The following is a 24,086-nucleotide window of genomic DNA, read 5'->3' as shown; positions in this document are numbered from 1 at the left end:
TTTCCCCAGGTCGAGTGTGCGTAACCCACCACCACGGGAGACGAGACGATGACCAGCTATATGCAGATCTGGTTGGGCTGGAAGGCCGGGAAGATCAGCGACGGGGAGGTGATCAGCCGCATGCACGCGGATCCCTTCTTCAAGCGCTGGTTCGAGGAGCGCCGCGCCGAATGGATGCGCCAGCGCCACGCCGGCCAGAAGGCCCGGGCCTGACGGCGTCCGGTCTCAAGCAGGCGGCGCCGACCAGTCCGACACATGAAAACGGCCGCCCTCGTCGGGCGGCCGTGGCGTTTGGAGCGTGTCTGGTCTGATGTGCGGTGGGCCGGCGTTGCCCTCAAGCGGGCAGTCGGTGGCCCTCAGCGAGCCACCATCACCGTGCAATCGGTGCGGTCTGCGACGGTGGTCTCCGAGGAGCCGGACGCGACCAGAGCCGTGCACGGCGCGATCGCCTGCGTTTCGGGTTCGGCGGAAACCTGGGTATAGGACGCAAAGGCCACGGCGAAATATGCAGCGGTCAGAGCGATCATGATGGCGCTACGCATTTTGAATTCCTGCTGAAGCTTCGAGGCCGGACGAGGAGCCGCGAGAGCCGCTCTCCAATAGGGCCTGGACGGTTAAAAAGGCACCAAGACTTTGGCCCGGCCGATGGAACATCGGACGCTGTGGCCGTTCCGCATCACCGGTCATTCGGCGAGATGAGCGTTGCGACAACTTGGCAGGCGCTCGTTGTTTCGCCGATTGGAATCGACCGCAACAGTCGATGCCGTCGGGCCTGAGGAACCGGCTTCGGTCTTCATGGCCCGTTGCAAGATAAACGTCCGCGACGTCTTCCAAGTTCCTACCGAACGGCGAAACCAGCGCTTGATCGGAACCCTAGCGGCGGCATCCTGAACAAGACATGACTGGACCGCACCGCGCCGGAGGCCCAGCGGGTGAACGCCGGCCGGCGCGTCGCCATTAACGACGATCCGCCGCCTTGATGCCGGCCGCAGGTCCGTTGGAAAGGCTGATCCTCAGAGGCTGGCGAGGCGCTGGCGCTCGGCGTCCGGCGCCAGGGGCGCGCCGGCGCCGCTGCCCTCCAGGTAGGCGTCGAGCACGGCTTCCGTCCCGGCGGGCTGGTAGCCGCCGGACGCCTCGGCGAGGGCGAAGGTCACGCGCCAATCCGCCGTCTGGCGGCAGGCGACGGCCCGCGTGCGGCCGGCCGGCGCGGTCATCAGGAACTCGCGGCAAAGGCCGCCGTCGCCGCTCTCGAAGGTGGCGATGGCGCGGAACCGGCCTTGGCCGAGATCGCGCTCCTCGCCGGAGGACACCTGATCGAGCGCCGGCCCGATCGCCGGATCGGCGAGTTCGGCCACCACCGCCGGCCCGCCGGGCGTCGGCTGTCCGGCGACGCCGAGCGCGTAGCCGGCCGTTCCGGCGACCACCAGGGTGATCGCCGCCGCCATGGCGGCCGGGATCCATCGGCGCCGGTCGCCGCGTCCGCCGTCCGGGCGGCCCTGAGGAGTCGGCAGCGGGTCGGGGGCTGCCAGCGGGCGCGGCACGCCGGCGGCGGCCAGCGCGTCGGCCACGCTGCGGGCGAGCGCGTCCGGCACGACCGGCATGCCGGCGGCCAGAACAGCCGCGCGCGCGAGCCGGCGACTGCGCACGAAACCGGAGACGCGCGCCACGATCGCCGGATCCCGGCTCATCTGGGCTTCGACGGCCGCCGTCACGTCCGGCCGCGACTCGCCGTCCGCGTAGGCCATCAGGAGTTCGTCTGTGAGGTGGAGACGCGACATGGAATTTCCGAGAACCGTTTGATGATCGATCATGAAGGGGGAGCCGCTCAGGCGGCGTCGGTGAGATCCTGGATTCGTTTTCGGGCCCGGGAGAGGCGGCTCATCACGGTGCCGATGGGCACGCCCAGGATGTCGGCCGTCTCCTGGTAGGACATCTCCTCCACGCAGACGAGCATCAGGACGTCCCGCTGCTCGGCGGGGAGCGCTTCGATCGCGCGGCGCACATCCCCCAACACCAGCTTCTCCATGACCCGCGCCTCCCCATTCTCGCCCACCAGCGACGTGTGCTCCTCGACATCCTCGGTCGGCCCCTCGGTCCGGCTGCGCCGCAGCCCGTCGATCCAATGGTTGCGCAGGATGCGGAACATCCAGGCGTCGAAGCGCGTGCCCGGCGTCCACGACGCGGCGTTGGCGAGGGCCCGCACGCATGCAGCCTGCACCAGGTCGTCGGCCTGGGTGGCAGACCGGCAGAGCGCCAGCGCGTAGCGCCGGAGCCGCGGCAGCATGGCCACCATTTCCTGTCCCACCGTCGGCGGCATGGTCATCCCGTTTTCCGCTTCCATGGCAGGAACAACGCGCCAGCCGCGGTTTCATTCCGGCCGGTCGGGCGATGCCGGCGGATCCGGCGCGCGTTCACCGAGATCGCAGGCGCGACGGCGCGCACGCGAACCAATGCGCCGTTCACAGGTTCGTGTGTCTGAAGGCGGGCTCCCCGTCGTGCCGATCCCCCTCTGAAGAGGTCGACCCGTGTCACCTGCTCCGCGCCTGCTCGTCACGTCGCTCGCCGCTCTCGCGGTCGCCCTGCCGCTGAAACCGGTGGCCGACGCCGGGCTTGGCCTGCCGGGGCTGGCCGCGCAGACCGTCGCCGCAGAACCGGGTGGCGGGCGTGGCGGCGGCGGCAACGGACCGGGCGGCGGATCGGGCCGCGGCGAGGGCAAGGGGGGCGGCGAGGGCAGGGGCGGCGGCGAGGGGCGTGGCGGCAAGGGCGCGGGCGGGCAAGGGGCAGGCGGCCGAGGCGGTGACGACCGGGGTGGTGACGACAGGGGCGGCGACGACAGGGGCGGCGACGACAGGGGTGATGACGACGGCGGCAAGGGCAATGGCGGGGGCAAAGCAAACGGCGGCAGCGAGGGAAAAGGGGGCCAGGGCAGCCAAGGCCAAGGCGGTCAAGGCCAGGGCGGCCAGGGCAAGGGCGGTCAGGGCAAGGGCGGTCAGGGCAAGGGCGGTCCGGGTAACGGCAATGGCGGGTCCGATCGTGGTGCGTCCAGCCCGGGCAACGGTGGAGACAGAGGGCGAGGGGGGAACCCGGGCCAGGGCGGCAACGGCCCGGCCGGCAACGGCGAAGGCAACAGCGGCCAGGGCGGGCAGGCCGCGTCGGGGACGGCGGATGACGCCTCGGCGGTCGACCGCGCGCCCGTGAAGCCGCGCATCGCGCGCAAGCGGGACGCGCCGCGGGTGGTGCCGGCGGCGATCCCGCCCCGCCGGCCCGACACGCCGCGGCGACCCGCCGACGCGGTCGACGAAGCGCGCGCGCCGGATGCCGCGCGCCCGACCCCCCGGCCGTCGCCGAACGGGGCCGACGACACGTCGCCGACCCGCTCGGCGCGCACCCTGGTGGCGAGCGGCCTCAGCGCCGCGGAGATCGGCACGCTGGAGCGCTTGGGCTTTCGTCAGGTGCGCCGGACCGCCGGTCGCGCCTTGCCGGCCGTCCTGACGCTCAGCGTGCCGCAGGCCGTCGACATCGACACGGCGCGCGAGACGGCCCGCCGGGTTACCACGGCGGCGGTCGATTTCGACCACTTCTATTACACGGACGGCCACGGAACGACCGATTGCGTCGGCGGCAACTGTCCGCCGGTCCCGGCGCCGCTGTGGGTCTCGGCCCGCACCGCCCATTGCGGCGTCACCCCGACGATCGGCCTTGTGGACACCGCCATCGCCCGCGACCACCCGGCGCTGGTGGGCCAGTCGATCGTGGTGCTCGGCCCGGACGGCCGGCCGGGCGACGCGGCGCCGATGCGTCCGGTGCGCGGGGAGGCGGCCATGCCGGCGGACGGCGACGGCGGATCCACCCACGGCACCGCCATCGCGGCGCTCCTGGTCGGCCGCGCGGACGGCCGGGTGCCGGGCCTCCTGCCGGAAGCGACGCTGGTGGCGGTGAACGCCTTCACCCCGGACGACCAGGGCCGCGAACGCACCGATGTGGCCACCCTCGTCGACGCCATCGAGCATCTGGCGGCGAGGGGCGTGCGGGTGATCAACCTCTCGCTCTCCGGCCCCCCGAACGCGGTGCTGGAGGCGGCGGTCGGCGCCGCCGCACGGGACGGGATCGTGCTCGTCGCGGCCGCCGGCAACGGCGGGCCCTATGCGGAACCGGCGTTTCCGGCCGCCTACCCGAACGTCATCGCGGTCACGGCCGTCGACCGCACGCTGGACGTCTACCGCCGGGCGACCCGCGGCACCTATGTGGATTTCGCCGCGCCGGGCGTGGAAGTCTGGACGGCGGCCGCCGGGCCGATGAGCGGCACGTCCTACGCGGTGCCGTTCGTCACCGCAGCTGTCGCCGCCCACCTCGCCGCCCGGCCGGGCGCGAGCCCCGCCGCGGTGGCCGGCCATCTGGCGGCGTCGGCCTTCGACCTTGGCGCCGCCGGCCGGGACGACACCTACGGCTGGGGCCTGGTGCGGGCGGATTCCTGTCCGGGCACGCAACCGCCGTCCGTGGAGCAGGCCGGCGCCGACATCGCCGACCCGACCCGCCCGGACCGTGCCGCGCCCGCCCGGCGCGCGTCGCCCGCCGATCGGTTCGGCCCCGCCGCCGGACCGCGCGGCGCCGACGCGCCCGAGCGTGCGGGTGATTCGATCCAGGCCGTCCGATAGCGACCAACGGATAGGATTCACCCACAGGTTATGTCGGGACAAAGGGTGGTCACGCGCCGGAGGGTGCGACAGGATCGTGCTGACGATTCAAGGCACTCCATCGGGATGGGCGTTTGACGTGTGGACGAATTGGACGGACGTCCGCCTCGACTGGCGGGACTGGCAATGGGTTGCCGACGACACCGGGAAGCGCCCGGTCCCGCGCGGATGGTGGCTCCTCGGCGCGCTCCTGGTGTCGCTCTCCATGTGGGCCGTGATCATCTGGGCCGTCGTGGCGCTGGTGTTCTGACCCCCCGGCCGATCGCGGGAAAGATGGGTGCCAGAGCCCTATAGGGGGGTGCGGCGCATTCCGCCATCCGCGACGTGACGTGCAGCGGACGCGGCCTTCGCGCGGTCGGGCCGGCGCAGTCAAAGCTCTCCATCCCGGCGCACGCGCCGGCTTGCAATTCTCTCGCCGCGGCGACATGGTCTGCGCCGTCCTTGCGCGACCGGATGGGTGGCCGAGCGGTTTAAGGCACCGGTCTTGAAAACCGGCGAAGGTGCAAGCCTTCCGTGGGTTCGAATCCCACCCCATCCGCCATCCTCATCTAAGCATCCTTTCGCTTTAATGACTTAGCGGGCGTTTTGGCTAACCCCTCGGCCGAGTTAGCCAGTTTCTGTTCACGGTCCACCCCGTCGAGTGCATCCATAGCCTGATCGGCAAGCCGCACCTGGTCGGCAGCGGCGGTGTACCGAGCAACCTCCTTGTCCGTCTTGTGGCCGGTTATGGCCTTGATCTGTTGATTTGTGCATCCCGCCTCGGCGAGCCTTCGAGACGCCGCCTTGCGAAGCCCGTGAGCCGAGCAGTGGGGTAGGCCGGCCTCGTTACAGCGCTCGCGAAACCAGTTGCCGAACCCAGCCGGCGAGAACGGCTTTCCGAGCTCTGTCACCAGGAAGGTGAGGTTGGTGGACGGCATCGCGCCCATCGCGGCCTGGAGCTCCGGATGAATTCGGATTTGGAGGCGGGCGTCCGTCTTCTGCTGTCGTACGGCAATCCGGCCATCGGCGACGTGCTGCCGTCCCATGTTCACCACGTCGCTTCGCCGCTGCCCGGTGTAGAGCAGGAGGGCGAACGCCAGCCGCGCTTTCGAGCCGAGAGCGTGCCTCTCCTCGAACCGGGCAATCTCCTCCTCAGTCCATGTGTGGAAGCCGTCACCTGCCAACCTGAAGCCTCGCAAGCCGTGCGCCGGGTTGTCCTTCCGCATGTCAAGGTCAACGGCGAAAGCCATCAGCACTTTGATGCGATCGAGGAGATTGTTCGCCGCCGCCGGTGTTGCGGCCTTCTTGCCGATGATGGCCTTGATGTGCTGCCGTTGGATCAGCGCGACCCGCTTCTCGCCGTGCTCGACACGGAACCGCTCGATGATGCCGCGATAGGTGGTCTGGCTCGTTTTGGCGAGCCCTGTGAACTCCGGCGAGGCGAGGTAAGCGGCTATCAGCGCCGAGACCGTGCCCGGCTTGCTGCGGCTCTTGCCCACCTCGATGCGCGGCGCCGCCTCTTTGTCGAGGCACGCCTGATACTCGGCCATGAACTCCGGCGTCCAGGGCTTCGCTTTGAAATAATAGGGCTCCTGGCCCTTCCGGCGGAACCGGACACGGACTTTGCCGTGACGGTCGACGAATTCAGAGACATACCTCGGTAGGCGGCGCGCGATCACTTGAGCACCTCGTCCCACTCGTTCACGAGGCCGGATTTCAGATCCTCCGAAGAGCTGCCGAGGACGAGCTCGACACCGCCGGGTGTGGTCTTCACAAGGATGATTCGCTCACGCGGGATGCCGGCGGCGATCACACCCTTGACGGCGCGAGTCACGTCAGCTTGGGAGAAGGGAACCGCACGGCGCGCCATCGACTGAACCTCACAAGCTGGAAGGGGTAGAGGCGGGCCCGATGGCCCGCCCTCTGTTCTGAGCGCCGTTCAATTGCCAGGGTTGAGGTAGGCGCCGCGCCATCCGAGAGCCCCGCAACCGAAGTCGAGGCGAGCGCGGTACTCGGTACCGTCCACCTCCCATCCCTCGCGCATCAGGAGATTGGGACCGCGCTGGCCGTCCAGCCATGCCGCGCCGAGAACGGAAGCCTGGGCCGGGTCGGCGAAGAGCATCCAGCGATTGCCGGCGATGCGCGGCTCCACCAGGATCTCGAGCCGGCCGGCAAACACGTTCACGTCTTCCTGGGCCGCCGCGTCGAGAGCGGCGAGGGCCTGCTCGGCCTCAGTTTCTTTGGCGGTGCCCACGACGAGGTATCGGGGAGCCAGGTTCAGGAACGTCGTGCCGTCTATTCCCTTCGTGTTGCGCATGGCCTGCCGCCCATCGGAGAGGCTGGAAACCGAAATGCCGGACCCGGTGCTAGCCTTGTTGCTCCGCGAGGTGGCGAACAGCGCCGTTCCGTCGTCCAGGGTCGGGCCGTCGTTTGCGAGGAGAGCGGCCAGCAGGTCCGCTTCCTTGCGCGAGGCAGCCCGACCGAACTCCACCATGGGAGTGGCGAGCATGCTCAGATCGTCGTTGATGAGCGCCTGGCGTGTGATGGCGAACATGCGGCCATAGGTCTTGATGCTGAAGGTCTCCGAGGTTTCAGCCCGAGAGCCGTAGGTGTATTCACCCGCCTCCGGCACCTCTTCAAGCGAGGGCATCTCGCTGAGGCGGCTTGCTTGGATCGGCTTGAAATCGGACGTGTTCATGATCCGAACAAGCCGCATGAGTGGCGATTCCGCCGCCTGATAGGCATCCATCGCCACCTTGTGGGCCACGCCTCCCAGTAGCGCCGGGAAATCCGAGGTGGAGTGCATGCCGGCGTTCATCCGCGGGCCGGCGAGGAAGTTCGAGCGGCCGCTCGTGGAAGTGGCCCACTCGACAGCCTGGCGCGGGGTCCACATGCGCGCACCGCTGATGCCGATGTCCTCGGCGAAGCTGCGAGCGAGGTCCGGGAGCCTCATCGACGCGAAGTGGCGCGCTTGGCCTTCTACGGACCGGCCGGTCATCTTGGCGTGGAGAGCATCTTCATACGCACGCTGACGCAACGGTTCCAGCCCGACGGCCGAGGTCGGCAGATGTGGGCGGGGCTCCGGCGAGGGGTCGCGGGCGGCCACCATGTCGATGATCAGGTCACGCGCCATATCGGGCGAGGTGGCCTTGGCGAGCACTTCGGACGCCTCCTCGAGGGAGAGCCGAGCGGCACGGCACCGGGACATGATGTCGGCGGTAAGATCACGGGCGGACACGGACGGTTCCGCCGGGGCAGTCACGGGCATCGTAGCTTCCTCTTCATGGGCGGCGGGGGCCGCGGTGGTCCAGCTCGGGAGGTCTTGGCGCTGGATGGGGCGGGACATGCGCATCAGGTGCGCAGGTGCGTGGGCGTAGAGGCTGAAGTCGAAAGCCATGGCCTCCTCCGGCGGGGAGGCGAGCACCAGGTCGGCGAAGCCGTTCTCCTCGGCGCCGGGGCCATCGAACCAGGTCTCGGCGCGCATGATGGCGCGAACAGCTTCGATCGGCAGGCCGGAGCGCCTGGCGTAGATGCCGGCCGCCTGTTCGCCGAGGAGGTCCAGCACGTCGGCAGCCTTCCGGTGACTCTCCGACGTGCCGAAGGAGATAGCCGAAGGGTCGTGGATCATGATGAGCGCACCCTCGTTCATCACGATGGTGTCGGCCGCCATGATCGGCAGAGTCGCGGCCGAGGCCGCGAGGGCGTCCACAATCGCCGTGACCTTCCCAGGATGGGCTTGGAGCGCGTTGTGAATGGCGATGCCGTCGAAGGCGAGACCACCGCCGGAGTTCACCCGAACGGTGATGTCACCCGACATGGTGGCGAGGGCCGCCTTCACATCGCTGGAGGTGAAGCCGGTCCCGTCGAAGTCGACGAACCCGACCGGGCCGTAGAGGAGCAACTCGCCACCGACGATGAGACGGTGCGATGTCGGGGCAGCTCGCAGAGTCGGTGCCGGCGCGTTCATGCTTTGGCCTCACCAGCGCTGTGCGCGTTCAGCTCCGGCGAGAGCACCACCGTCTTTCCATCACGCAAATGGACGGCAAGCCCGCACGCGGCGGCGGTGAACTCGGGCGACAGACCGAGCAGGTCCGCCAGCATGTTTACGTCGATTTCCTCGCCGGCCTCCTGCCGGGCGCGAACCTCGGCGGAGCGCCGGCGGAACTCGTTGTAGGGAACCAGGACCGGGTTCGGGACCATCATGGTTTGGCGCTCCTCAGAGGGTGAAGTCGATTTTGGCCTCAGCCGCCCGGGCCCGGACTTCCCGGACGACCTGGGAGACGTTGACGAGGAAGGCCCGAACCGGTGCCGGCCGGCCTTCCGCGAGTGCTTCGTTCTCGCGCTCGGCGATCTTCTCAGCCACGTCCGAGATCGTGCCGGCGAGGTTGAAGCCGAAATCGCCGGCGCTGTAACCGATCCACACGTCCCAACCGGGGTTCTTCGCCGCCTTCAGAATGGCCGTGCGGTTGTTGTCCACGATCTTCGCCGTTGTGCTCGGAGGCAGGCCTTCCGCATAGCCAACCTGTTCACCGAGGCGCCTCGCGACAGCAAGGAGAACACAGTCTTCAGCGATGAAGCGGGCCCATTCTCGCTTGGTACGACCATCCAAGCGCTCGCGGTCGTAGTTCTCGGCGCCGGGAGAAAGAAAGGGTAGCTGGTCGCGATTCCGAAGCGACTTCAGTTGATCGACCGGGACACCGGCGAGGAAAGCAGCTTCGGAGATCGGGTATGACATAGCGGGCACCTTGGTTGCAATTGCACCCAATTTAGAACAAGGCCGGAACGGGTGCAAGTGCAGTTATCTGGCAGCCAGCTTCTCCGCGCGCTCAAGGGCGCGCCACGGGTCGAACATCTCGTACTCCGCCGAGTGACGCGCTCTGAAATCGCTCTCGGCCATGTGCTGCCGAAGCACGCCTAACGCCGAGTGGAACAACGCATCCAGCCGGCGCTGGTCGCCCTTCTCGCGAGCAGGAATGTGCAGACTCGCGATGTTGTGCGCTTCCATGAGCTGGACATACGCGCCGACTAAGGTCTCAGCGCGGAACGCTGCAATCGCGTGTCGAAGGTCGTCCAAGCATTGGCTGTGAAAACCCGCCGCGTTGTCGGTCACGCGCTCGAGGTCGGATTCCGGAAGAGCTTCATTCACCAGTTCCTGCGCGCGATCGTGTCGCTTGTAGTGCTCGACCATCTGATCGGCGAGGCTGAAGAGGGCTTCGTCGGCCATGGCTCAACCCTCCATTCGGCGCAGGAAGGTCACTTCCGACTTCGCGAAATATTTCCACCGGCCAGGCCGAGCGGTCCTCAGTTCCTGCCGGCATCGATAGTACCCAGGGAGCCTCGGCGCTTCCTCCACCCGCCAGATTGGCTGGATGCCACGGACTCGGATCTCGTAGTTCGCAGGGCCAGAATATTCGAGCGGCGGGCGCTTGGGCGGCGTGCCGATGATGATCAGGGCCTCGGATCGATGCTGCGGAATCGACACGTGCCAGACGGGAAGGACATGGCCGGCAGCTGCTGCAGCCGCCATCAGTTCGTCCACCGCCGCCTGCATGCGGGCCGAGCCGTCGATCAGGGCGCCGATCGGGTCGGCCGGCGGCGCTTGAAGCGCGTGGCCGGCCATGCCGGCAGCGGTCGCGGCAATCGTGCCGGCGGCAAAAATGCCCCCGAGCAAGCCTCGGCGAGTCGTGGTATGGGCGTGCGTAGCCTCTCGCATGGTCCACTCCATTGCGTTGGGTCAGAGCCGGCCGGGAAGTGCCACCTTCCCGCCGGCTCGATTATTCGATAACATGAATTCCATGGCTGACGCAATTAGCGATAACGCAAAAAGACGCCGAGGGCGGCCGAAGACGACCGGCGAGGGCCACCTAGTCGGCGTTCGTCTATTGCCGCCAGCGCTCGCCGTACTCGACGCATGGATCGCCGCTCAGCCCGACCCGAAGCCCAGCAGGCCGGAGGCTATCCGGAAGATCCTGGCGAGCTTCTTCGAGCGTTCCTGATCGCCATCAGAGGATGCCCTTCGCCTGCCAACGGCCACAGACCGTTGACGGCGCCCCCGTCGACTTAGGATGTTGGCCGTAGCGTCTCGGCTACGGGGCGCTCGGGGCCGCTGCCATCCAGGCCTGACACCTCGGCGGCGGCCCCGCGTCATCTTCGTGGAGGAGAACGGCGAAGGTCCGGGCTTGAGACTGCGTAAGATCAGTGAAGTTTAAAACCGGAGGCTCTATGATGATGATGATGCCACAGACAATGGTGCAAATAGCAGCTAATGGGGGCGGCTTGGACATTGACTGTTCAAAAACCTTGCTAATGCCTCAAACAATGGTTGAGATTGCATCAGCAGCTGCGTCTAGTGGCAGTAATCCGCAGATAATATTTCGCAATCTTAAAATACTTCTACCTCAGACGGCAGTAGAGGTAGCTCGAGCAGGCAAAGGATGCGTTGTTTTCGTACTGTAGAAAGCTTTTTCTGGAGGTTATCATGACCGTCATTGTGACCGTTAAAATAAACGATGGAATCGTATTGGCCTCGGATAGCGCATCTACATTCGGTATTGGCCAAATTTATGCGAATGCCGAGAAAATTGTGAACGTCATAAAAGGCATGCCGATTGGGGCCCTAGTAACCGGCAGCGGCAATATTGGATCGGAGTCGATAAATACGATCATTAAAGACTTCCGACGAGATCTGACTTTAGGAATGATAAATTTTGACGTCAGTAGCTACACAATTGCTAGTTTAACAGAACTGCTTGCAAATTATATTGCACCTAAGCTAACTTCGGAAAGCTTGCTAGTGAGAATGTGCGGGTACTCCGCTGGACGACCTCATTCCGAAGTTCACGACCTCAAGATCCACGAAGGTCGAGTAATAGGGATTGAACAACTACGTGGTGAATCCGACTGGGGGCTGTCTTGGGCCGGAGAGTATGAGCCGCTGAACCGCCTGATTTTGGGACTTCCTGGAACTTTAGACGATACTTTGAAGTCCAAGGTTGACAACGCCCAGGAACGCGAAGCTCTTCATAGTGAGATATGCCGCGATGCCTTTACGTACTTCGCCTTGCCGGCAATGCCCATCCAAGACGCAATTGATTTAGCTAGATACTTAGTTCAGGTCACAATTGGATACATACAATTCAATGTTAGACAGCACCCGAAAACCGTAGGAGGCCCAATCGAGATAGCTACTATCACAAAGCACGAAGGCTTTAAGTGGGTACAACGGAAGCATTTCTTTAAGGAAGAAGCAAACCCTAGATAACGGCGATTGAAAGCGACCAACAATATTGCGCCGGGATCCGTAAAGCACGCCACCAAAAACTCTGCCGATTGCCGATGGTTATGCGTAGGGATGTTCTCACCTTGGCGCGGCGCCTGCCACCCGAGCAAAGCAACACCCAACTCCGTTCGTTATTAAATCGGTGCACCCCTGCTTCGTTCTGCACAGCGCTGCTGCCACGAAGGCCTGACACCTTGGTGGCCCCATGCGCGTAGCTTAGAGGTAGAACGTTCTTCTTGGCATAGGTAGGCTTGAAGATCGTCAGTCGATATTAGTCCTTCTTACCGCCGATTCTCTTCATCAAATTATGGAAAAGCGCTTCTAGTAGTATTACAGCTACATCAACGCCCAAATACTTTGCCGCACCAATCAGGAATATTATGCTAAACAATACAGTTGAACCCTGAACGATCGAAGACGACATCTTATCGACCGTCGTCGCATTAAACACAAGAACTGCCGCGAATATCCACATAAAGCGCTCTTCGCAGCGCGAGTCACGTTCCCGCTGTAATTGCGCCTCAAGCGATGCTGCTGTTTCGTCGTTCTTGGTCGGAGCTGAGGTTCCAGCTTGTATTTTCTCGAAGTCACCCTTGGGAACCGGTTCTAAGTCTGTACTCATCATAGATGTCTCGGTCCGGAATGACGATGCCGCGGACACCGGGAACATAGTTCTTCGCCCATGCCGTATTTGGCTGATGGGTTATGGCAACGAGTTCGGCCGGGCGCTTTGTAAGGAAGTTCTTGCAAGCCTCATCAAGCACAGCACCTTCAGCGGTGCCGTTGAGACTCTTAGCCGAAAAAAAGAAATCTCCAATAGGCTTGTGACCAAAAGCGCGCACATGGTGGTACAGCTTCGGCTCCACTGGCCCGTAGTCCCAAGCTTCGAACTGAGCGTCAACGAGCCTTTGCCCAGCGTAACGCCCCATATAGACCATGTGCGCTAGGTAAAGGATCTTCTGAAGCGCGAGGTTGGTGACTTGCCAATTTCCACGCTCGCAAATCCGCGCAGCGGCATCTATCGAGCTCACCGGCATTTTCGCTCCTCCCGCCGAATCAATCGGCTTGTGTTTTCCACAGTGTATATGGTTCATCCAGCCGTAACTAGGAACGACACAGGATCCTGAAAAAGGTGTGAAGCGAGGGCTTGCAAGTTGTAGCAGAAGACGCGAGGGCGCCTGTCCCATGCTGAAGTGCACTCGGATGAAAGCGGCGACTCTCCTCGTGATCACTCGCGATTTCGCAGTCATTGTGGATTTGGTCATTTCCACGCCCTTCAGACTTAGGCCGAGTGACCTCGGATAGTGCCCATCGAGAGCAGTTGGTTTCTCAGATGGGATTGGGGCCGTCCGGGGCGGAGGGCGGCTCCGGGGAGGGCGGGAGCTCGTCGTCGTCCGTGGAAGGCCCGCCCTCCTCAGCCGGCGCGGCGGCGGCGATCGATTGGAGCGCAGCGGCGATCTCGCCGCGCATCCGGCCAGCGAGCTTGCGAAGCGCCACCTGAAGGCCGTGGGAGCCTTCCTTGGCGACGACGGCAGCAAGTTCATCGGACTGGCGGGGAAGCCGGTCAATGGTCGTGCAGATGGCCGCTGAGGCATCGTCCAGGGCGGTCACAAGAGAGGCCCGCACGATGAGGTTCCCCTTCAGGCTGTCGAGCTCGATCGTCTTCCGCTCCGCTTCCGCCCATGCGCGCCGTCGCATCGCCTCTTCGTAGGACGAGTCCGCCTTGCGCGGTCCCGCCGGCGCCTGGCCGTCCTGCGGCTCCGATCCGTCCGGCGAGGAAGGCAACCGAGGAAGGTTGCCGAGGCCGGCGTATCGCTTGGCCGGGTTGGTCCACTGCTCCCGGCACCGATCGAACTGCTCGATGTCGACGGCCCGGACGTGGCCGGCGCGGTCGCGGATCACATCGAGGCCGAACCGCTCGACAAACCGTCCCACGGTCTTCGACACGTTCGGTTGGGAGCCATCGCGCCCGCGAGCGACGATTTGCTTGATGGTCCAGTACCTATCACCGTTGTCCGCGCTCATTCCAAGCAATCCCGTTGTGATGGCCCCACGATAACACAATATTCAGTCCAGCATTACTGGAAATATAGCGGGGCCTGAACTACCCGCACAGCTCTCGGGGTGGGAAGGACCCGAACCCACCCCCACCCGACCTTCGGGCATCTACTTTTGACCTGACCTCGCCGCCCGATCGATTGCCGCGATAATGTCGTTCGCATCTTGGAAACAGCTACCATCCAGTTCCAAGTATCCATCCAGGTCGAACCGTGCATCTACGGCTCTTGAACCTATCGAGTCCTCATCGATTATCCCGCATTCCATCTCTTGGAGCAAGTCTTCGACTACGGATGCGGCACTAGACAAGCGATCTTTCAACGTTTCTATCGTGTCTTCCGCTTCCTCTAGTCGCTCCTGAAGCGAATTCCTCTCCTCGATAGACTTCTTCGCCCATTCGCGAGCCACATCGAGACGCGTGTTAGCCTCTGCTAACTCTTGTCTCAGCTTTACCAATTCACGAGACACCGCTTGTTCGGGGCGCACAGCCATGGATTTCAGGCTCTAGAGAGGGTTGGAACGATCATTGGAACGATGTTGGAACGATAATGGAACGATAGAACACCCCTAACCTATTGATATTATTAGCTTTGGAACGATTGGAACGATAAACACCCTATGAAGGGCTCGTGTGTGCGCCTGCGCGCACGCACGCATATAGGGGCCAATATAGGGTGTTTATCGTTCCAATCGTTCCGAAGCGTTTAGGATCAATGGCTTAGCCATCGTTGATCGTTCCAAAATCGTTCCGCGCATCGTTCCAATGGAACGATAGGGGCTCATTCTCGGTCGTTTTCCCATTGGGGAGCGGGGTCCGGAGCCTCATCGAAGTCGGCTTCGGTTTTCGTCAGGCGCACGTCCAGCCACCACTTGCCGTTGGACCGCAGCGCCGCGAAACCTTTGTCGCTCAGTGCCCCGTGAAGGCCTTTCGGCGTCCAGACAGTTTCACCGGCCGATCGCGCCCATGCGGCATAGCCGCATGCATGCGCCCCGCCGCCGTCCGCGCGCCCACTTCCGGCACCGTGGCTTCGGCGAGGAAGCGGCCGAGAGGGTCGGAGTCCTCCCGATACTCCGCAGTGGCGTTGAGGACGCGTCCGGGCCAGGGCATCCCGTTTTCCATCCAGTCGCGCAGTCCATCGAGAAGGCGGTTCAGAATGCCGGAGGCTTCCTGTTTAAGCCTGTCGCCGAGCTCCGGGTCTGGCTGGTCAATCTGGACGGCGAAGGGCACGAGAGCCAAGCGCCGCCAAATCCCTTCATCCGTGCCGCTGATCTTCGGGCGATGGTTGCCGCTCATCGTCAGCTTAAACGACGGCCTGAACCAGAACGGTGATTTGTTCAGCTCGCGCGCCATGATTTGCTCACCGCCAGTCACCAGCTTTATAAGGCTTTCGGCTAGCTTAGCGCCGCGCTCCGGTTCGGAGGTGCGGAGGTAGCGCACCCCAACCAAGGCTGCGAGGTCGGGCGAAGCCTGAGCGCCGCTCCTGTTCCGTCCGTCTCCTGTGAAGGTTTCGATTGCGGCCGTGGTGCCGTAATCACCTGCGACGTTGCCCCATGCGTCGACCAGAGTGGACTTGCCATTCTTGCCGCTGCCGTACTGGAACACCACTTTCTGTTCGCTCGTATCACCCGTCAGGCTGTATCCGCCCCATGCAGCGAGGAAGCGCCGCATGTCGGGCTCTGGCTGCACCTCGGCGAGGAATCGATCGTAGGTCGGACACGTCGCGTTCGGATCGTAGATCACAGGTGCGAGCCTCGTGATCCGGTCTGCCGGGTCATGCGGGTGCAGCTGCACCAGGTCGCCGCCGGCGGTGTCGCGCCGGAACCGAAGCGTTCCATTCTCGACGTTGAGCACGAAAGGGTCGGCGTCGAGCTCTTCGACGCGGACGGCCAGGTATGGGGCGGCGTGCGGCGAGATTGCCTTTAGCTTCGCCGCCGCCTCGCTCGCACGTCCCCAGGCCGCAACCTTATCGGACAGCATGAGCGCCGGCTTCTTGCTGCTCGCCGGCTCAATCTCAAGATCCAAGCCGGCGGATCGAATGGCCGTCGCCTCGTCCTGGATCGCTCGAACGGTCTCGTGCACAAGGCGCAACACCACATCGTCGGCCCCGTTCTTGCACCACCGCCGGCCGTCCCACGCCAGCCATCCGAGAGCCGTGACGTGGATCACCCGGCCGGCCACTCGCCGCGCGAACCGCTCAGCGTTGCCAAGATCGGTCAGCGGCAGGAATGCCAACTCGGCATTGTCAACGCCCCCCGCCCCCCCGCTCCGTCGCCCACGGCCGCCGCTTTCCGTTTGGAACGGTTCGTCATCAGCGACGGGGACAGCATCCGCCAACGCGGCGAGGATGGCAGCCCTGGTGTCGGGGGCTTGATCATCCATCGCGCCGCCCCCCGAGGCCCGCCAGGTCGGCAGGGGAAGCGAGCGTTGACCGGTTAGACAGAATGGGGAAAAGCTGTTTTAAAGCAACGGGTGCACACGGTGCGGTTAGCCGACCCAAGTCACTGAATTTGTTACGCAGGGATATCCCCACCCCATCCGCCAGATGCGCGGCATCGCGAAAATCACTCTTTGTCAATGACTTATGCCGCCCGCCAGGGCGGCGCGTGCCGATCGTCGCCCAGTCCGTTGCGACCATTGCGGAAAAAAAACCGTGCGGGGTTGTCGAAACCGACGGGCCACGCGTGTCACCCTGTCGGAAGCCGCCATGGTGGTGGCTTCGAGACAGGACGGATGGCTCTATGCTTGCCTCGACACTCATCCCCTCCGCCGGCCGGCTGCCTTTGTGGTTGACCGCGGTCGCCCTCGGCGGGATCGCCTGGAACGCCTTCGGCGCTCTTCAGTTCGCCGGCTCCATCACCGCCACGCCCGAAAGCCTCGTGGCGGACGGCCTGACCGCCGAGCAGGCCGCGATCATGACCGGTTATCCGGTCTGGATGACGATTGCCTTCTTCGTCGGCGTCGGGGGCGGGTTGATCGGCAGCGTCTTCCTGCTGGCGTGGCCTGCGGCGGCCCGACCGGTGCTGGCCGTCTCGCTCGTCGCCTATGCGCTGCTCTGGATCGGCGACGCGGTGCACGGCGTCTTCGCCGCCATGGGCACGCCGCAGGTGGTCATCCTGACGCTCGTGGTGGCGATCGCGGCCGCGCTCTTTGCCGTGGCGGGCCTTCGTTCCGGGTCGCCGACCTGACGCGTGCCGGATGCCGCGTTGATGCTATTCTCTCCCGAAAGGAAAGACCGATGCAGTTCATGCTGATCCTGAACGAGAGCGCGAACGACTTCGCGCGCCGCGCCGACGCCGCCGAGGCGACGGACTACTGGGGCGGGTGGAACGCCTTTATCGGCGCCATGGCGGCGGCCGGCGTCATCGTGAAGGGGGACGGCCTGCAAGGCCCCCACACGGCGACGGTCGTGCGCGTGCGCGACGGCAAGCGAACGGTGCAGGACGGCCCCTATCCGGACAGCAAGGAACAGTTGGGCGGCTATTTCGTCATCGAGGTTCCGGACCTCGACGCCGCGCTCGACTGGGCGGCGCGGGCGCCGTCGGCGCTGACCGCCTCAGTGGAGGTGCGGCCGGTGCTGCAGATGCCGCCCACCGGGTCATGATGCCCACGCCCGACGACGGGGTCCGGGCCGCGGAACGGGCGGCCCGGGCGAGCTACGGCAAGCTCCTGGCCGTCCTTGCCGCCCGCGACCACGACATCGCGGCGGCCGAGGACGCCCTCTCGGAGGCCTTCGTCGCGGCGCTCGCCGTCTGGCCCGTCGAGGGCGTGCCGGCAAATCCGGAGGGCTGGCTGGTGACGGCGGCGCGCAACCGCCGCCGGAACGCCTATCGGGCCGGCGCCGTGCGCCAGCGGGCTGAGCCGGACCTGCTGCTGCGCGCCGATGGGGACGCCGCCGCGGCACCGGCCATCCCGGACGACCGGCTACGGCTGATGTTCGTGTGCGCCCACCCGGCCATCGACCCTGCGGTGCGGGCGCCGCTGATCCTGCAGACGGTTCTGGGGCTCGATGCGGCGCGGATCGCCCGCGCCTTCCTGACCGAACCGGCCGCCATGTCGCAGCGCCTCGTGCGGGCCAAGGCGCGCATCCGCGACGCCGGGCTGCGCTTCGCCCTGCCGGACCCCGAGGACATGCCGGGCCGGTTGGCGGACGTGCTCGACGCCATCTACGCCGCATTCGGGCAGGGCTGGGACGGGCTGGAGCGGCCCGACGCGCCGGAGGGGCTGACCGGCGAGGCGATCTGGCTGGCGCGCATCCTCGTCAGCCTGATGCCGGAGGAACCGGAGCCGAATGGGCTGCTCGCGCTGATGCTCTACTGCACGGCGCGGCGTGCGGCGCGGCGCGATGCGGCCGGCGCCTTCGTGCCGCTGGAGCGGCAGGACGTGCGCCTCTGGGACCGCGCCTTGATCGTCGAAGCCGAGCGCCTGCTGACCGAGGCGGCCGGTGCGGGCCGCTTCGGCCGTTACCAGTGCGAGGCGGCCATCCAGTCGGTGCACGTCCAGCGCCCGATCACGGGTCGGCTGAACCTTCAGGCGCTGCTCACCCTCTACGACCTCCTGGTGCGCCACACCGATGGCATCGGGCCCCGGATCGGTCGCGCCGTGGTGTTGGCCGACACGGGCGAGGCGGAGAGGGCGCTCGCGGATCTCGACGGAATGGAGCGCGCCCGTGTGCGCGGACACCAGCCGTGGTGGGTCGCCCGTGCCCATGTGGCCGAGCGCGCCGGCCATGCCGCCACGGCGGCCGAAAGCCTGAGGGCCGCCCTCGCGCTGACCGACGAGGCAGCCGTCCGCGCCCACCTGTCGGATCGCCTGGCGCGGCTTGATGCCGGCGCGCGGGAATAGAGCCGCATCCTCACATCGCCAAATTCTGCGCCCACCGTGGTTTGCCGGTCGTCTTTCAGGTGGCGCGGCGTGGTTGATTGCCAGACGACCCACCAAGGGGCAACGGACCGCCGAGGACTGCCGAGGACCTGGCGCTTGCCCAGACCATGAGGCAAAGGGCGGTTGCGGCCAGAAGGGTGCGCACGCCGTGAAGCAGGCCCCAGTGTTCGATGACCGTGCGGGTCTCCGGTGTGGCGGCGGCGGTCGCCAGGAGCGCGGTGTTGACGGGCTGGATCATCACCAGCGTCCACGGCCAGTTCGCCAGCATCAGAAGTCCGGCGGCGAGCCATCGCCAATCCCGCAGGCGCCAGAAGGCGAGGAGGCTGGCGAGCCCCGCGACGACGGTGAGCGTGCTCTGGACGGCGAACGCCACCTGGAAGCTGATCTTCCATTCCTCAAGCAGGGGGCCGTCGGCGAGCGCGAGGCGCGCGGGTTGCTCGGCGATGTTGATGTACGCCGCGATGCCGAAGAAGATGGCCGTGGCAACCACCGCCACGAGGGGGATGAGGGCGCGGGTCATCGTCCAACTCCCATGCGGGCGAGCAGGTGATCCTTGAGCACGAACTGATGGTAAAGCGCTGCCGCGACGTGGAGCGCGACAAGGAGGATCGCGAGGCGGGCGAGGACCGCGTGGCCGTAGCGGGGCGCGAAGGTCCAGAAATCCGGCAGGGTTTGCGGATCGCCACCGAACACGATGGCGCCCGCGCCCGAAAGGGCGAACAACGCGATGCCGGAGAGGGCGAGGCCGAGAACCGCGCCCATGAGCCCAACGTGGACGGCCGTCGCGACCCGCGACTGCCAACGGGCGACGGTCGAGGGCGCCGCCGGCTTGCGATCGGCCCAGGTCCACCAGACGATCCGCGCGACGGTCAACACCAGAATGGCGAAGCCGATCGGCGCGTGCAGGCTGAGGATCGCCACCTTGGCGCTGTCGTCGGTCGCGGACGAGGCCGCGAAACCGGCCACCATCATGCCGACGAACAAGACGGCGACGATCCAGTGCAGGGCGATACCGACCCCGCCGTAGCTGTCAGACGTGCTCTTCCATGCCATCGCTCTCTCCCTCCGTCGTGTTGTCGTCAAGCAAAAGCCGGCTCCGAAGGGCCGCCAGCACGCGGCGCGCGCCGTCGATGTCGGCGGCGGTCAGGTCCCGCCCAAGAGCTTCCGCCCAAGGTTTCTGGCGCGCCATGGCGGCTTCAAAGACCGCGTGCCCAGCCGCCGTCAGGATGACCAGTTTGGCGCGCCGATGGTGCGGGTTCGGCGCCATGTCCAGCAGGCCGTCCGCGGCCATTTCGTTGACCAGCCGCTGCACCGCCTGGCGCGTGAGACCCATGTTGCGGGCGATGTGCGCCACCGGAAGAGGCTGCGGCGCATAGGCGATGGCGCCCAGAACCTGCCAGCGGGCGGAGGTGAGGCCGAGGTCCGCGATCAGCGCGTCGCCGGACGCCAGAAGCGCGCCGTTGAGGCGGAAGGTCTCGAGCACGAGATCGGTGATGGCCGTTGCGATATCCATGGACAGCATATAACCAATTAGACAATATACTGTCAATATGGTACCGTCATGTCATCTACTGGCGTCGATCGGCCATCCTCACATCGCCATCTTTTGCGTTCTCAACGTCCCGGCACACATCGGCCAGCTTCACCATCCGGGGCGGCCGTTCTTGTGCGATGCATGATTCGAGTGGCATGTGTGCCATCGCGCGCCGTTTTTTCCCAAACCTTCGCGAGTCCATGGCCACCAGTCGCAAGATCCTCATCAACACGGTCGCCGGGGGCGTGACGCGGATCCTCGGGTTGGCGCTCGCCTTCGTGACGACGCCGGTCATGATCCACACCCTCGGCGACCAGGGCTTCGGTCTCTTCACGCTGATCGGCGCGCTGACGGCCTATGCGGGCCTGCTCGATTTCGGCATCGGGCCGGGGCTGGTGCGCCACTACACGGAATTCTCCGACAAGGGCGATGCGCGCGCCGTCCGCCAGGTGACCACCTTCAGCGTCGTCTTCTATCTGGTGATCGGGGTTGCGGTCGGCTGGCCGCTCTATCTCATCGCGCCCTGGCTCTGCGATCTCCTGGACCTGCCGGCGGAGATGCGCGACACCGCCATCCTGTCCATCATGCTGATGTTCGGCTGGTTCATCCTCAACTGCATCGGCGGCGTGTTCGGGTCGCGGCTGACCTCGCACCACCGGCTCGACCTCGTCTCCTACATTGCGCTCGCCGGGCAGGTTCTCTACGCGTCGCTGGTGATCTGGGCGCTGCCGATCGTGCCGACCGTGACGGCGGCCATTCTCTTCAACGTGGGGCAGATCGTCTTCACCCTCGTGGTGATGCTGGCATTGGTGGTGCGCTACGACGGCAACCCGTTCAGCAACCCCTTCACCATCCCGCGCGCGCTCGTCGGCAAGCTTCTGTCGTTCGGCGGCTGGATGCAGGTGAACCAGCTTGCCGCCATCGTTTCGCTGGAACTCGACAAGCTGGTGATCGGCCGCTACCTCGGTGTGGCGGCGGTGACGCCCTACCAGGTGGGCAACCGGCTGGCGACGCTCAACCGGCTGATCCCGCTTCAGTTTCTCTCGGCCATCGTGCCGGCGGCGACCAGCATCGCCATCCGCGTCCGCGGGGCGGAGCTTGAGGCCTTCTATGTGCGGATGAACCGCTACCTGATGATCATGACGCTCGCCATCACGGGCTTCGTCATCGTCGACGCCAACCGGCTGATTCTCGCCTGGATCGGCCGGGAGTATCCGGAGGCGGTGCTGGTCACCATCGCGCTGTCGCTCTCGTTCGCGGTCAACAACCTGACGGGCGGCGGCACCACCATCGTGCGGGCGGCCGAGATGCCGCGCTACGAGACCTATTACGCGGTGCTCTCCACGGTGCTCAACGTGGTGCTCACCCTGGCGCTTGCTCCCACCTACGGCCTTGCCGGCATCATCGGCGCCACCATCGCGGCGAACGTGATCGGCTCGGTCTACTTCCTGGTGCTCTTCGGCCGGCTGTTCGACTTCCCGATCTACCGAACGCTTCTCAGCTGGCTCCTGCCGCTGACCGCCGTCATGGTGGCCGCCATGCTGGCGGTCGCCGCCGTGCACGCGGTCTTCCCGCCGCAAGCAGACGCCGGGCGGCTTGCCCACCTCGGCTGGCTGATGGTGGAGGGCAGCCTCTACATGTGCGTCTTTCTGCCGGGACTGGTGCTCCTGAAAGTGACGACCGAAGAGGAAAACGCGGGCGTGCTGCGCTTCCTCGCCGGCTTTCGCCGGGTGATCCGGATCTGAGGACCCAGCCATGTCGCGCGTGCTGAAGATCACCTTCGTCCTGCCGTCCTTCGTCGATTTCCCCGTCGGCGGCTACCGGATCGTCTACGAGTATGCCGACAAGCTCGCGGCCTACGGCCACCAGGTGACGGTCGCCTTCCCGCGCCAGATCCTGGAGGGCGAGCGGCCGCCGTCGCGGCTGCGGCCGGTCAAGGAGGTGCTCTGGCCGCTGAAGATGCGGCTGAAGCACCGCCCGCTGATCCCCTGGCACGACTTCCATCCGGCCGTGCGCCTCCGGCTCGCGCCACGCGTCTCCGACCTCTGGATCCCGGATGCGGACGCGGTGGTGGCGACCGGCTGGCAGACCGCCGATCCGGTCGCCGCGCTTTCGCCCGCCAAGGGCCGAAAGTACTACCTGATCCAGCACTACGAGACCTGGGCCGGCCCGAAGGAGGCGGTGGACGACACCTGGCGGCTGCCGCTGCGCAAGGTGGTGATCTCCCAGTGGCTGGAGGAGCTTGGCCGCACGCTCGATCCCGGCGGCGACATGCGCTACATCACCAACGGGCTCGACCTCGACCGCTTCCGCATTACCCGTCCGCCGGAGGATCGGCCGCTCAGCGTGCTCAGCCTCTACCACTCCTACGAATTCAAGGGCGTGTCCTACGCCCTGGAGGCGCTGACGCGCTTCCACGCCCGCTATCCGTCGGTGCCGATCACCCTGTTCGGGGCGGAGCCCGCCGGCGCGGACGTGCCGGATTTCATCCGCTTCGTGGAGAAGCCGCCGCAGGACATGCTGGTGGACGAACTCTACAACGGCCACACGATCTATCTTGGCGCCAGCATCAGCGAAGGCTGGGGCCTGCCGCCCGCCGAGGCGATGGCCTGCGGCTGCGCCTTCGTGGGGACCGACGTGGACGGCTTCCGGGAGTATGCCGTGGATGAGGAGACCGCGCTCCTCTGCCCGCCGCGCGACGCGGACGGGCTCTACCGCAACCTCTGCCGGATGGCGGAGGATCCGGCGCTCCTCAGGCGCATCCAGGTGGCCGGCACGGCCCGCATCAACACCTTCACCTGGGATCGCGCGGCCCGCGCCTTCGAGGACTACCTGCTGTCCTGAAGGGGCTGCCCGGTACGGCCGGGGAGGGCAGGGGTCGTCTTGACATCGAACACGGTAAACCGATCCGCAGGCTCGGGCGTAAGCAGGCCGACCGCACCGCTGCGGACCGGCCGCCGGGCCGGACACGGGGGGCGGCGAGACTCGTTCGCGAAAGGCCGCCCATGCACCGAAAACCCAGCCATCCGTGCCAGAACGGCACGGCCCGAATTGCTGCCACGAGCCGTTGGGCGGTTCTCGCCATCCTGTCGGCCGCGCTCTACAGCACCACCGCCGACCCGGCCCTCGCCGACCGGACGCCGCTCTCGTCCAAGGAGATCGAGCGCACCATCGAGGGCAAGCGCATCTATCTCCAGACGCCGTTCGGCGGCGAGTTTCCGCTCTTCTACCAGCGCAACGGGGTGGTCGACGGCTCCGGCGAAGCGCTCGGGCTCGGCCGCTTCATGGCGCCCAAGGATCAGGGAAAGTGGTGGATCGCCGACAATCAGCTCTGTCAGCAATGGCAGGAGTGGTACGACGGGAAGAAACAGTGCTTCATTCTGGAGCGCATCGGCGAGACCACCCTTTACTGGAAACGCGATGACGGGTTAGAAGGTGAAGCGCGGGTTGGGCAGTGAAGGCTGTTCGTCTCGCTGGGGTTCACACCAGATGTGCCCGATCGGGCCGGATTTGCGCATGACGGACCTGACTTTCAGGATTCGTTAACGAAGATCCGGACAATAGGACTGGCGACGCCGTGGGGACGGCTTCACCGGTCCCGCAGACTCGGACGGAGCGCTATGCGGCGCCTCCGGAAACGGTCTTGTGCCCGGCGGTCGC

General features: G+C 65.8%; 29 protein-coding genes and 1 tRNA gene. 11 read left to right on the top strand and 19 right to left on the bottom strand.

What is annotated here, in order from left to right:
- Positions 1–48 precede the first annotated feature (48 nt).
- On the top strand, positions 49–213 hold the full coding sequence (locus tag BUQ68_RS23725) for a hypothetical protein (protein WP_175577793.1): 165 nt from the start codon (positions 49–51) through the stop codon (positions 211–213).
- A 143-nt stretch (positions 214–356) separates the two neighbouring features.
- Here the strand turns inward: BUQ68_RS23725 and BUQ68_RS11305 are convergent, their stop codons facing one another.
- From BUQ68_RS11305 to BUQ68_RS11290, 4 genes are all read right to left on the bottom strand, one after another.
- Positions 357–542 carry a hypothetical protein gene (locus tag BUQ68_RS11305; protein ID WP_075216043.1) on the bottom strand — a complete coding sequence of 62 codons (186 nt, stop codon included), beginning with the start codon at positions 540–542 and terminating at the stop codon, positions 357–359.
- A gap of 471 nt (positions 543–1,013) precedes the next feature.
- Complete coding sequence (locus tag BUQ68_RS11300; protein ID WP_075216151.1) at positions 1,014–1,778, bottom strand: hypothetical protein; 765 nt, start codon at positions 1,776–1,778, stop codon at positions 1,014–1,016.
- 47 nt (positions 1,779–1,825) lie between these two features.
- The gene (locus tag BUQ68_RS11295; protein ID WP_095407329.1) at positions 1,826–2,317 is read right to left on the bottom strand and encodes an RNA polymerase sigma factor; all 492 of its coding nucleotides are present in this window, start codon (positions 2,315–2,317) and stop codon (positions 1,826–1,828) included.
- Positions 2,318–2,528: 211 nt separating this feature from the next.
- Positions 2,529–2,933 carry a hypothetical protein gene (locus tag BUQ68_RS11290; protein WP_139315215.1) on the bottom strand — a complete coding sequence of 135 codons (405 nt, stop codon included), beginning with the start codon at positions 2,931–2,933 and terminating at the stop codon, positions 2,529–2,531.
- Positions 2,934–3,194: 261 nt separating this feature from the next.
- Here BUQ68_RS11290 and BUQ68_RS11285 point away from each other — a divergent pair, with 261 nt between their 5' ends.
- The 3 genes from BUQ68_RS11285 (at position 3,195) to BUQ68_RS11280 (ending at position 5,235) form a co-directional block, all read left to right on the top strand.
- Positions 3,195–4,655: a S8 family serine peptidase gene (locus BUQ68_RS11285; protein WP_075216041.1), complete on the top strand. Its 1,461-nt coding sequence runs from the start codon at positions 3,195–3,197 to the stop codon at positions 4,653–4,655.
- A gap of 118 nt (positions 4,656–4,773) precedes the next feature.
- Positions 4,774–4,944, top strand: coding sequence for a hypothetical protein (locus BUQ68_RS23720; protein WP_175577792.1), 171 nt, complete (start codon positions 4,774–4,776; stop codon positions 4,942–4,944).
- Positions 4,945–5,145: 201 nt separating this feature from the next.
- Positions 5,146–5,235 (top strand) — tRNA-Ser (locus BUQ68_RS11280).
- A gap of 7 nt (positions 5,236–5,242) precedes the next feature.
- On the opposite strand, the gene BUQ68_RS11275 is transcribed toward BUQ68_RS11280, so the two are convergent.
- The 7 genes from BUQ68_RS11275 to BUQ68_RS11250 form a co-directional block, all read right to left on the bottom strand.
- A complete protein-coding gene (locus BUQ68_RS11275) occupies positions 5,243–6,352 on the bottom strand; it encodes a site-specific integrase (RefSeq protein ID WP_075216040.1) in 1,110 nt (369 codons plus the stop codon).
- Complete coding sequence (locus tag BUQ68_RS23295) at positions 6,349–6,543, bottom strand: hypothetical protein (RefSeq protein WP_139315214.1); 195 nt, start codon at positions 6,541–6,543, stop codon at positions 6,349–6,351. The genes BUQ68_RS11275 and BUQ68_RS23295 overlap by 4 nt, the downstream gene beginning before the upstream one ends.
- A gap of 69 nt (positions 6,544–6,612) precedes the next feature.
- Positions 6,613–8,574: a head maturation protease, ClpP-related gene (locus tag BUQ68_RS11270; RefSeq protein WP_075216039.1), complete on the bottom strand. Its 1,962-nt coding sequence runs from the start codon at positions 8,572–8,574 to the stop codon at positions 6,613–6,615.
- 62 nt (positions 8,575–8,636) lie between these two features.
- Positions 8,637–8,876 carry a hypothetical protein gene (locus BUQ68_RS11265; RefSeq protein ID WP_075216038.1) on the bottom strand — a complete coding sequence of 80 codons (240 nt, stop codon included), beginning with the start codon at positions 8,874–8,876 and terminating at the stop codon, positions 8,637–8,639.
- A gap of 13 nt (positions 8,877–8,889) precedes the next feature.
- Positions 8,890–9,408: a hypothetical protein gene (locus BUQ68_RS23290; RefSeq protein ID WP_139315213.1), complete on the bottom strand. Its 519-nt coding sequence runs from the start codon at positions 9,406–9,408 to the stop codon at positions 8,890–8,892.
- Between the two features lie 63 nt (positions 9,409–9,471).
- A complete protein-coding gene (locus BUQ68_RS11255) occupies positions 9,472–9,897 on the bottom strand; it encodes a hypothetical protein (RefSeq protein ID WP_075216036.1) in 426 nt (141 codons plus the stop codon).
- 3 nt (positions 9,898–9,900) lie between these two features.
- Complete coding sequence (locus BUQ68_RS11250) at positions 9,901–10,344, bottom strand: hypothetical protein (RefSeq protein WP_139315212.1); 444 nt, start codon at positions 10,342–10,344, stop codon at positions 9,901–9,903.
- An 807-nt stretch (positions 10,345–11,151) separates the two neighbouring features.
- Here BUQ68_RS11250 and BUQ68_RS23715 point away from each other — a divergent pair.
- The gene (locus BUQ68_RS23715) at positions 11,152–11,934 is read left to right on the top strand and encodes an Ntn hydrolase family protein (protein WP_175577791.1); all 783 of its coding nucleotides are present in this window, start codon (positions 11,152–11,154) and stop codon (positions 11,932–11,934) included.
- 289 nt (positions 11,935–12,223) lie between these two features.
- Here the strand turns inward: BUQ68_RS23715 and BUQ68_RS23285 are convergent, their stop codons facing one another.
- The 5 genes from BUQ68_RS23285 to BUQ68_RS11230 all read right to left on the bottom strand — a co-directional run bounded on the left by BUQ68_RS23285 (position 12,224) and on the right by BUQ68_RS11230 (position 16,390).
- The gene (locus tag BUQ68_RS23285) at positions 12,224–12,577 is read right to left on the bottom strand and encodes a hypothetical protein (RefSeq protein ID WP_139315211.1); all 354 of its coding nucleotides are present in this window, start codon (positions 12,575–12,577) and stop codon (positions 12,224–12,226) included.
- Positions 12,540–12,989, bottom strand: a complete 450-nt coding sequence (locus BUQ68_RS23710; protein ID WP_075216033.1) for a Panacea domain-containing protein — start codon at positions 12,987–12,989, stop codon at positions 12,540–12,542. The genes BUQ68_RS23285 and BUQ68_RS23710 overlap by 38 nt, the downstream gene beginning before the upstream one ends.
- Positions 12,990–13,281: 292 nt before the next feature.
- Positions 13,282–13,977, bottom strand: coding sequence for a hypothetical protein (locus tag BUQ68_RS23705; RefSeq protein WP_210215624.1), 696 nt, complete (start codon positions 13,975–13,977; stop codon positions 13,282–13,284).
- 141 nt (positions 13,978–14,118) lie between these two features.
- Complete coding sequence (locus tag BUQ68_RS23280; protein WP_139315210.1) at positions 14,119–14,502, bottom strand: hypothetical protein; 384 nt, start codon at positions 14,500–14,502, stop codon at positions 14,119–14,121.
- 415 nt (positions 14,503–14,917) lie between these two features.
- On the bottom strand, positions 14,918–16,390 hold the full coding sequence (locus tag BUQ68_RS11230; RefSeq protein ID WP_075216031.1) for a DNA primase family protein: 1,473 nt from the start codon (positions 16,388–16,390) through the stop codon (positions 14,918–14,920).
- A gap of 359 nt (positions 16,391–16,749) precedes the next feature.
- On the opposite strand from BUQ68_RS11230, the gene BUQ68_RS11225 reads away from it, so the two are divergent.
- From BUQ68_RS11225 to BUQ68_RS11215, 3 genes are read left to right on the top strand one after another with little or no spacing between them, the layout of a single operon-like run.
- Positions 16,750–17,196, top strand: a complete 447-nt coding sequence (locus tag BUQ68_RS11225; RefSeq protein ID WP_075216030.1) for a hypothetical protein — start codon at positions 16,750–16,752, stop codon at positions 17,194–17,196.
- A 50-nt stretch (positions 17,197–17,246) separates the two neighbouring features.
- Complete coding sequence (locus BUQ68_RS11220; protein WP_075216029.1) at positions 17,247–17,612, top strand: YciI family protein; 366 nt, start codon at positions 17,247–17,249, stop codon at positions 17,610–17,612.
- A complete protein-coding gene (locus tag BUQ68_RS11215) occupies positions 17,609–18,853 on the top strand; it encodes an RNA polymerase sigma factor (protein WP_245293224.1) in 1,245 nt (414 codons plus the stop codon). Before BUQ68_RS11220 ends, BUQ68_RS11215 begins: the two co-directional genes overlap by 4 nt.
- Before the next feature lie 55 nt (positions 18,854–18,908).
- Here BUQ68_RS11215 and BUQ68_RS11210 read toward each other — a convergent pair whose 3' ends face one another.
- From BUQ68_RS11210 to BUQ68_RS11200, 3 genes are read right to left on the bottom strand one after another with little or no spacing between them, the layout of a single operon-like run.
- Complete coding sequence (locus tag BUQ68_RS11210) at positions 18,909–19,412, bottom strand: anthrone oxygenase family protein (protein WP_075216028.1); 504 nt, start codon at positions 19,410–19,412, stop codon at positions 18,909–18,911.
- Positions 19,409–19,945, bottom strand: a complete 537-nt coding sequence (locus BUQ68_RS11205; protein ID WP_075216027.1) for a cytochrome b — start codon at positions 19,943–19,945, stop codon at positions 19,409–19,411. The genes BUQ68_RS11210 and BUQ68_RS11205 overlap by 4 nt, the downstream gene beginning before the upstream one ends.
- Positions 19,923–20,405: a MarR family winged helix-turn-helix transcriptional regulator gene (locus BUQ68_RS11200; protein WP_245293223.1), complete on the bottom strand. Its 483-nt coding sequence runs from the start codon at positions 20,403–20,405 to the stop codon at positions 19,923–19,925. The genes BUQ68_RS11205 and BUQ68_RS11200 overlap by 23 nt, the downstream gene beginning before the upstream one ends.
- A gap of 221 nt (positions 20,406–20,626) precedes the next feature.
- On the opposite strand from BUQ68_RS11200, the gene BUQ68_RS11195 reads away from it, so the two are divergent.
- From BUQ68_RS11195 to BUQ68_RS11185, 3 genes are all read left to right on the top strand, one after another.
- Positions 20,627–22,171 carry a lipopolysaccharide biosynthesis protein gene (locus BUQ68_RS11195; protein ID WP_175577790.1) on the top strand — a complete coding sequence of 515 codons (1,545 nt, stop codon included), beginning with the start codon at positions 20,627–20,629 and terminating at the stop codon, positions 22,169–22,171.
- 10 nt (positions 22,172–22,181) lie between these two features.
- Positions 22,182–23,270, top strand: coding sequence for a glycosyltransferase family 4 protein (locus BUQ68_RS11190; RefSeq protein ID WP_075216024.1), 1,089 nt, complete (start codon positions 22,182–22,184; stop codon positions 23,268–23,270).
- A gap of 161 nt (positions 23,271–23,431) precedes the next feature.
- On the top strand, positions 23,432–23,884 hold the full coding sequence (locus BUQ68_RS11185; RefSeq protein WP_083656495.1) for a hypothetical protein: 453 nt from the start codon (positions 23,432–23,434) through the stop codon (positions 23,882–23,884).
- The last annotated feature ends 202 nt before the right edge of the window (positions 23,885–24,086 follow it).

The organism is Mongoliimonas terrestris (assembly GCF_001927285.1).
GTDB classification, from domain to species: Bacteria; Pseudomonadota; Alphaproteobacteria; order Rhizobiales; family Pleomorphomonadaceae; genus Chthonobacter; species Chthonobacter terrestris.
The sequence above is the reverse complement of the archived record's forward strand: the minus strand, read 5'-3'. Positions and strand labels throughout refer to the sequence as shown.

Bases quoted from the DNA above. Each gene is read 5' to 3' on its own strand.
- BUQ68_RS11225 (WP_075216030.1), top strand. From the start codon at position 16,750: ATGCTTGCCTCGACACTCATCCCCTCCGCCGGCCGGCTGCCTTTGTGG.
- BUQ68_RS11195 (WP_175577790.1), top strand. From the start codon at position 20,627: ATGGCCACCAGTCGCAAGATCCTCATCAACACGGTCGCCGGGGGCGTG.
- BUQ68_RS11230 (WP_075216031.1), bottom strand. From the start codon at position 16,390: ATGGATGATCAAGCCCCCGACACCAGGGCTGCCATCCTCGCCGCGTTG.
- BUQ68_RS23710 (WP_075216033.1), bottom strand. From the start codon at position 12,989: ATGCCGGTGAGCTCGATAGATGCCGCTGCGCGGATTTGCGAGCGTGGA.
- BUQ68_RS11265 (WP_075216038.1), bottom strand. From the start codon at position 8,876: ATGATGGTCCCGAACCCGGTCCTGGTTCCCTACAACGAGTTCCGCCGG.
- BUQ68_RS11210 (WP_075216028.1), bottom strand. From the start codon at position 19,412: ATGACCCGCGCCCTCATCCCCCTCGTGGCGGTGGTTGCCACGGCCATC.
- BUQ68_RS11220 (WP_075216029.1), top strand. From the start codon at position 17,247: ATGCAGTTCATGCTGATCCTGAACGAGAGCGCGAACGACTTCGCGCGC.
- BUQ68_RS11305 (WP_075216043.1), bottom strand. From the start codon at position 542: ATGCGTAGCGCCATCATGATCGCTCTGACCGCTGCATATTTCGCCGTG.
- BUQ68_RS11215 (WP_245293224.1), top strand. From the start codon at position 17,609: ATGATGCCCACGCCCGACGACGGGGTCCGGGCCGCGGAACGGGCGGCC.
- BUQ68_RS11255 (WP_075216036.1), bottom strand. From the start codon at position 9,897: ATGGCCGACGAAGCCCTCTTCAGCCTCGCCGATCAGATGGTCGAGCAC.
- BUQ68_RS23285 (WP_139315211.1), bottom strand. From the start codon at position 12,577: ATGATGAGTACAGACTTAGAACCGGTTCCCAAGGGTGACTTCGAGAAA.
- BUQ68_RS23705 (WP_210215624.1), bottom strand. From the start codon at position 13,977: ATGAGCGCGGACAACGGTGATAGGTACTGGACCATCAAGCAAATCGTC.
- BUQ68_RS11185 (WP_083656495.1), top strand. From the start codon at position 23,432: ATGCACCGAAAACCCAGCCATCCGTGCCAGAACGGCACGGCCCGAATT.
- BUQ68_RS11190 (WP_075216024.1), top strand. From the start codon at position 22,182: ATGTCGCGCGTGCTGAAGATCACCTTCGTCCTGCCGTCCTTCGTCGAT.
- BUQ68_RS11205 (WP_075216027.1), bottom strand. From the start codon at position 19,945: ATGGCATGGAAGAGCACGTCTGACAGCTACGGCGGGGTCGGTATCGCC.
- BUQ68_RS23295 (WP_139315214.1), bottom strand. From the start codon at position 6,543: ATGGCGCGCCGTGCGGTTCCCTTCTCCCAAGCTGACGTGACTCGCGCC.
- BUQ68_RS11200 (WP_245293223.1), bottom strand. From the start codon at position 20,405: ATGGATATCGCAACGGCCATCACCGATCTCGTGCTCGAGACCTTCCGC.
- BUQ68_RS23725 (WP_175577793.1), top strand. From the start codon at position 49: ATGACCAGCTATATGCAGATCTGGTTGGGCTGGAAGGCCGGGAAGATC.
- BUQ68_RS11295 (WP_095407329.1), bottom strand. From the start codon at position 2,317: ATGCCGCCGACGGTGGGACAGGAAATGGTGGCCATGCTGCCGCGGCTC.
- BUQ68_RS23290 (WP_139315213.1), bottom strand. From the start codon at position 9,408: ATGTCATACCCGATCTCCGAAGCTGCTTTCCTCGCCGGTGTCCCGGTC.
- BUQ68_RS11300 (WP_075216151.1), bottom strand. From the start codon at position 1,778: ATGTCGCGTCTCCACCTCACAGACGAACTCCTGATGGCCTACGCGGAC.
- BUQ68_RS23280 (WP_139315210.1), bottom strand. From the start codon at position 14,502: ATGGCTGTGCGCCCCGAACAAGCGGTGTCTCGTGAATTGGTAAAGCTG.
- BUQ68_RS23715 (WP_175577791.1), top strand. From the start codon at position 11,152: ATGACCGTCATTGTGACCGTTAAAATAAACGATGGAATCGTATTGGCC.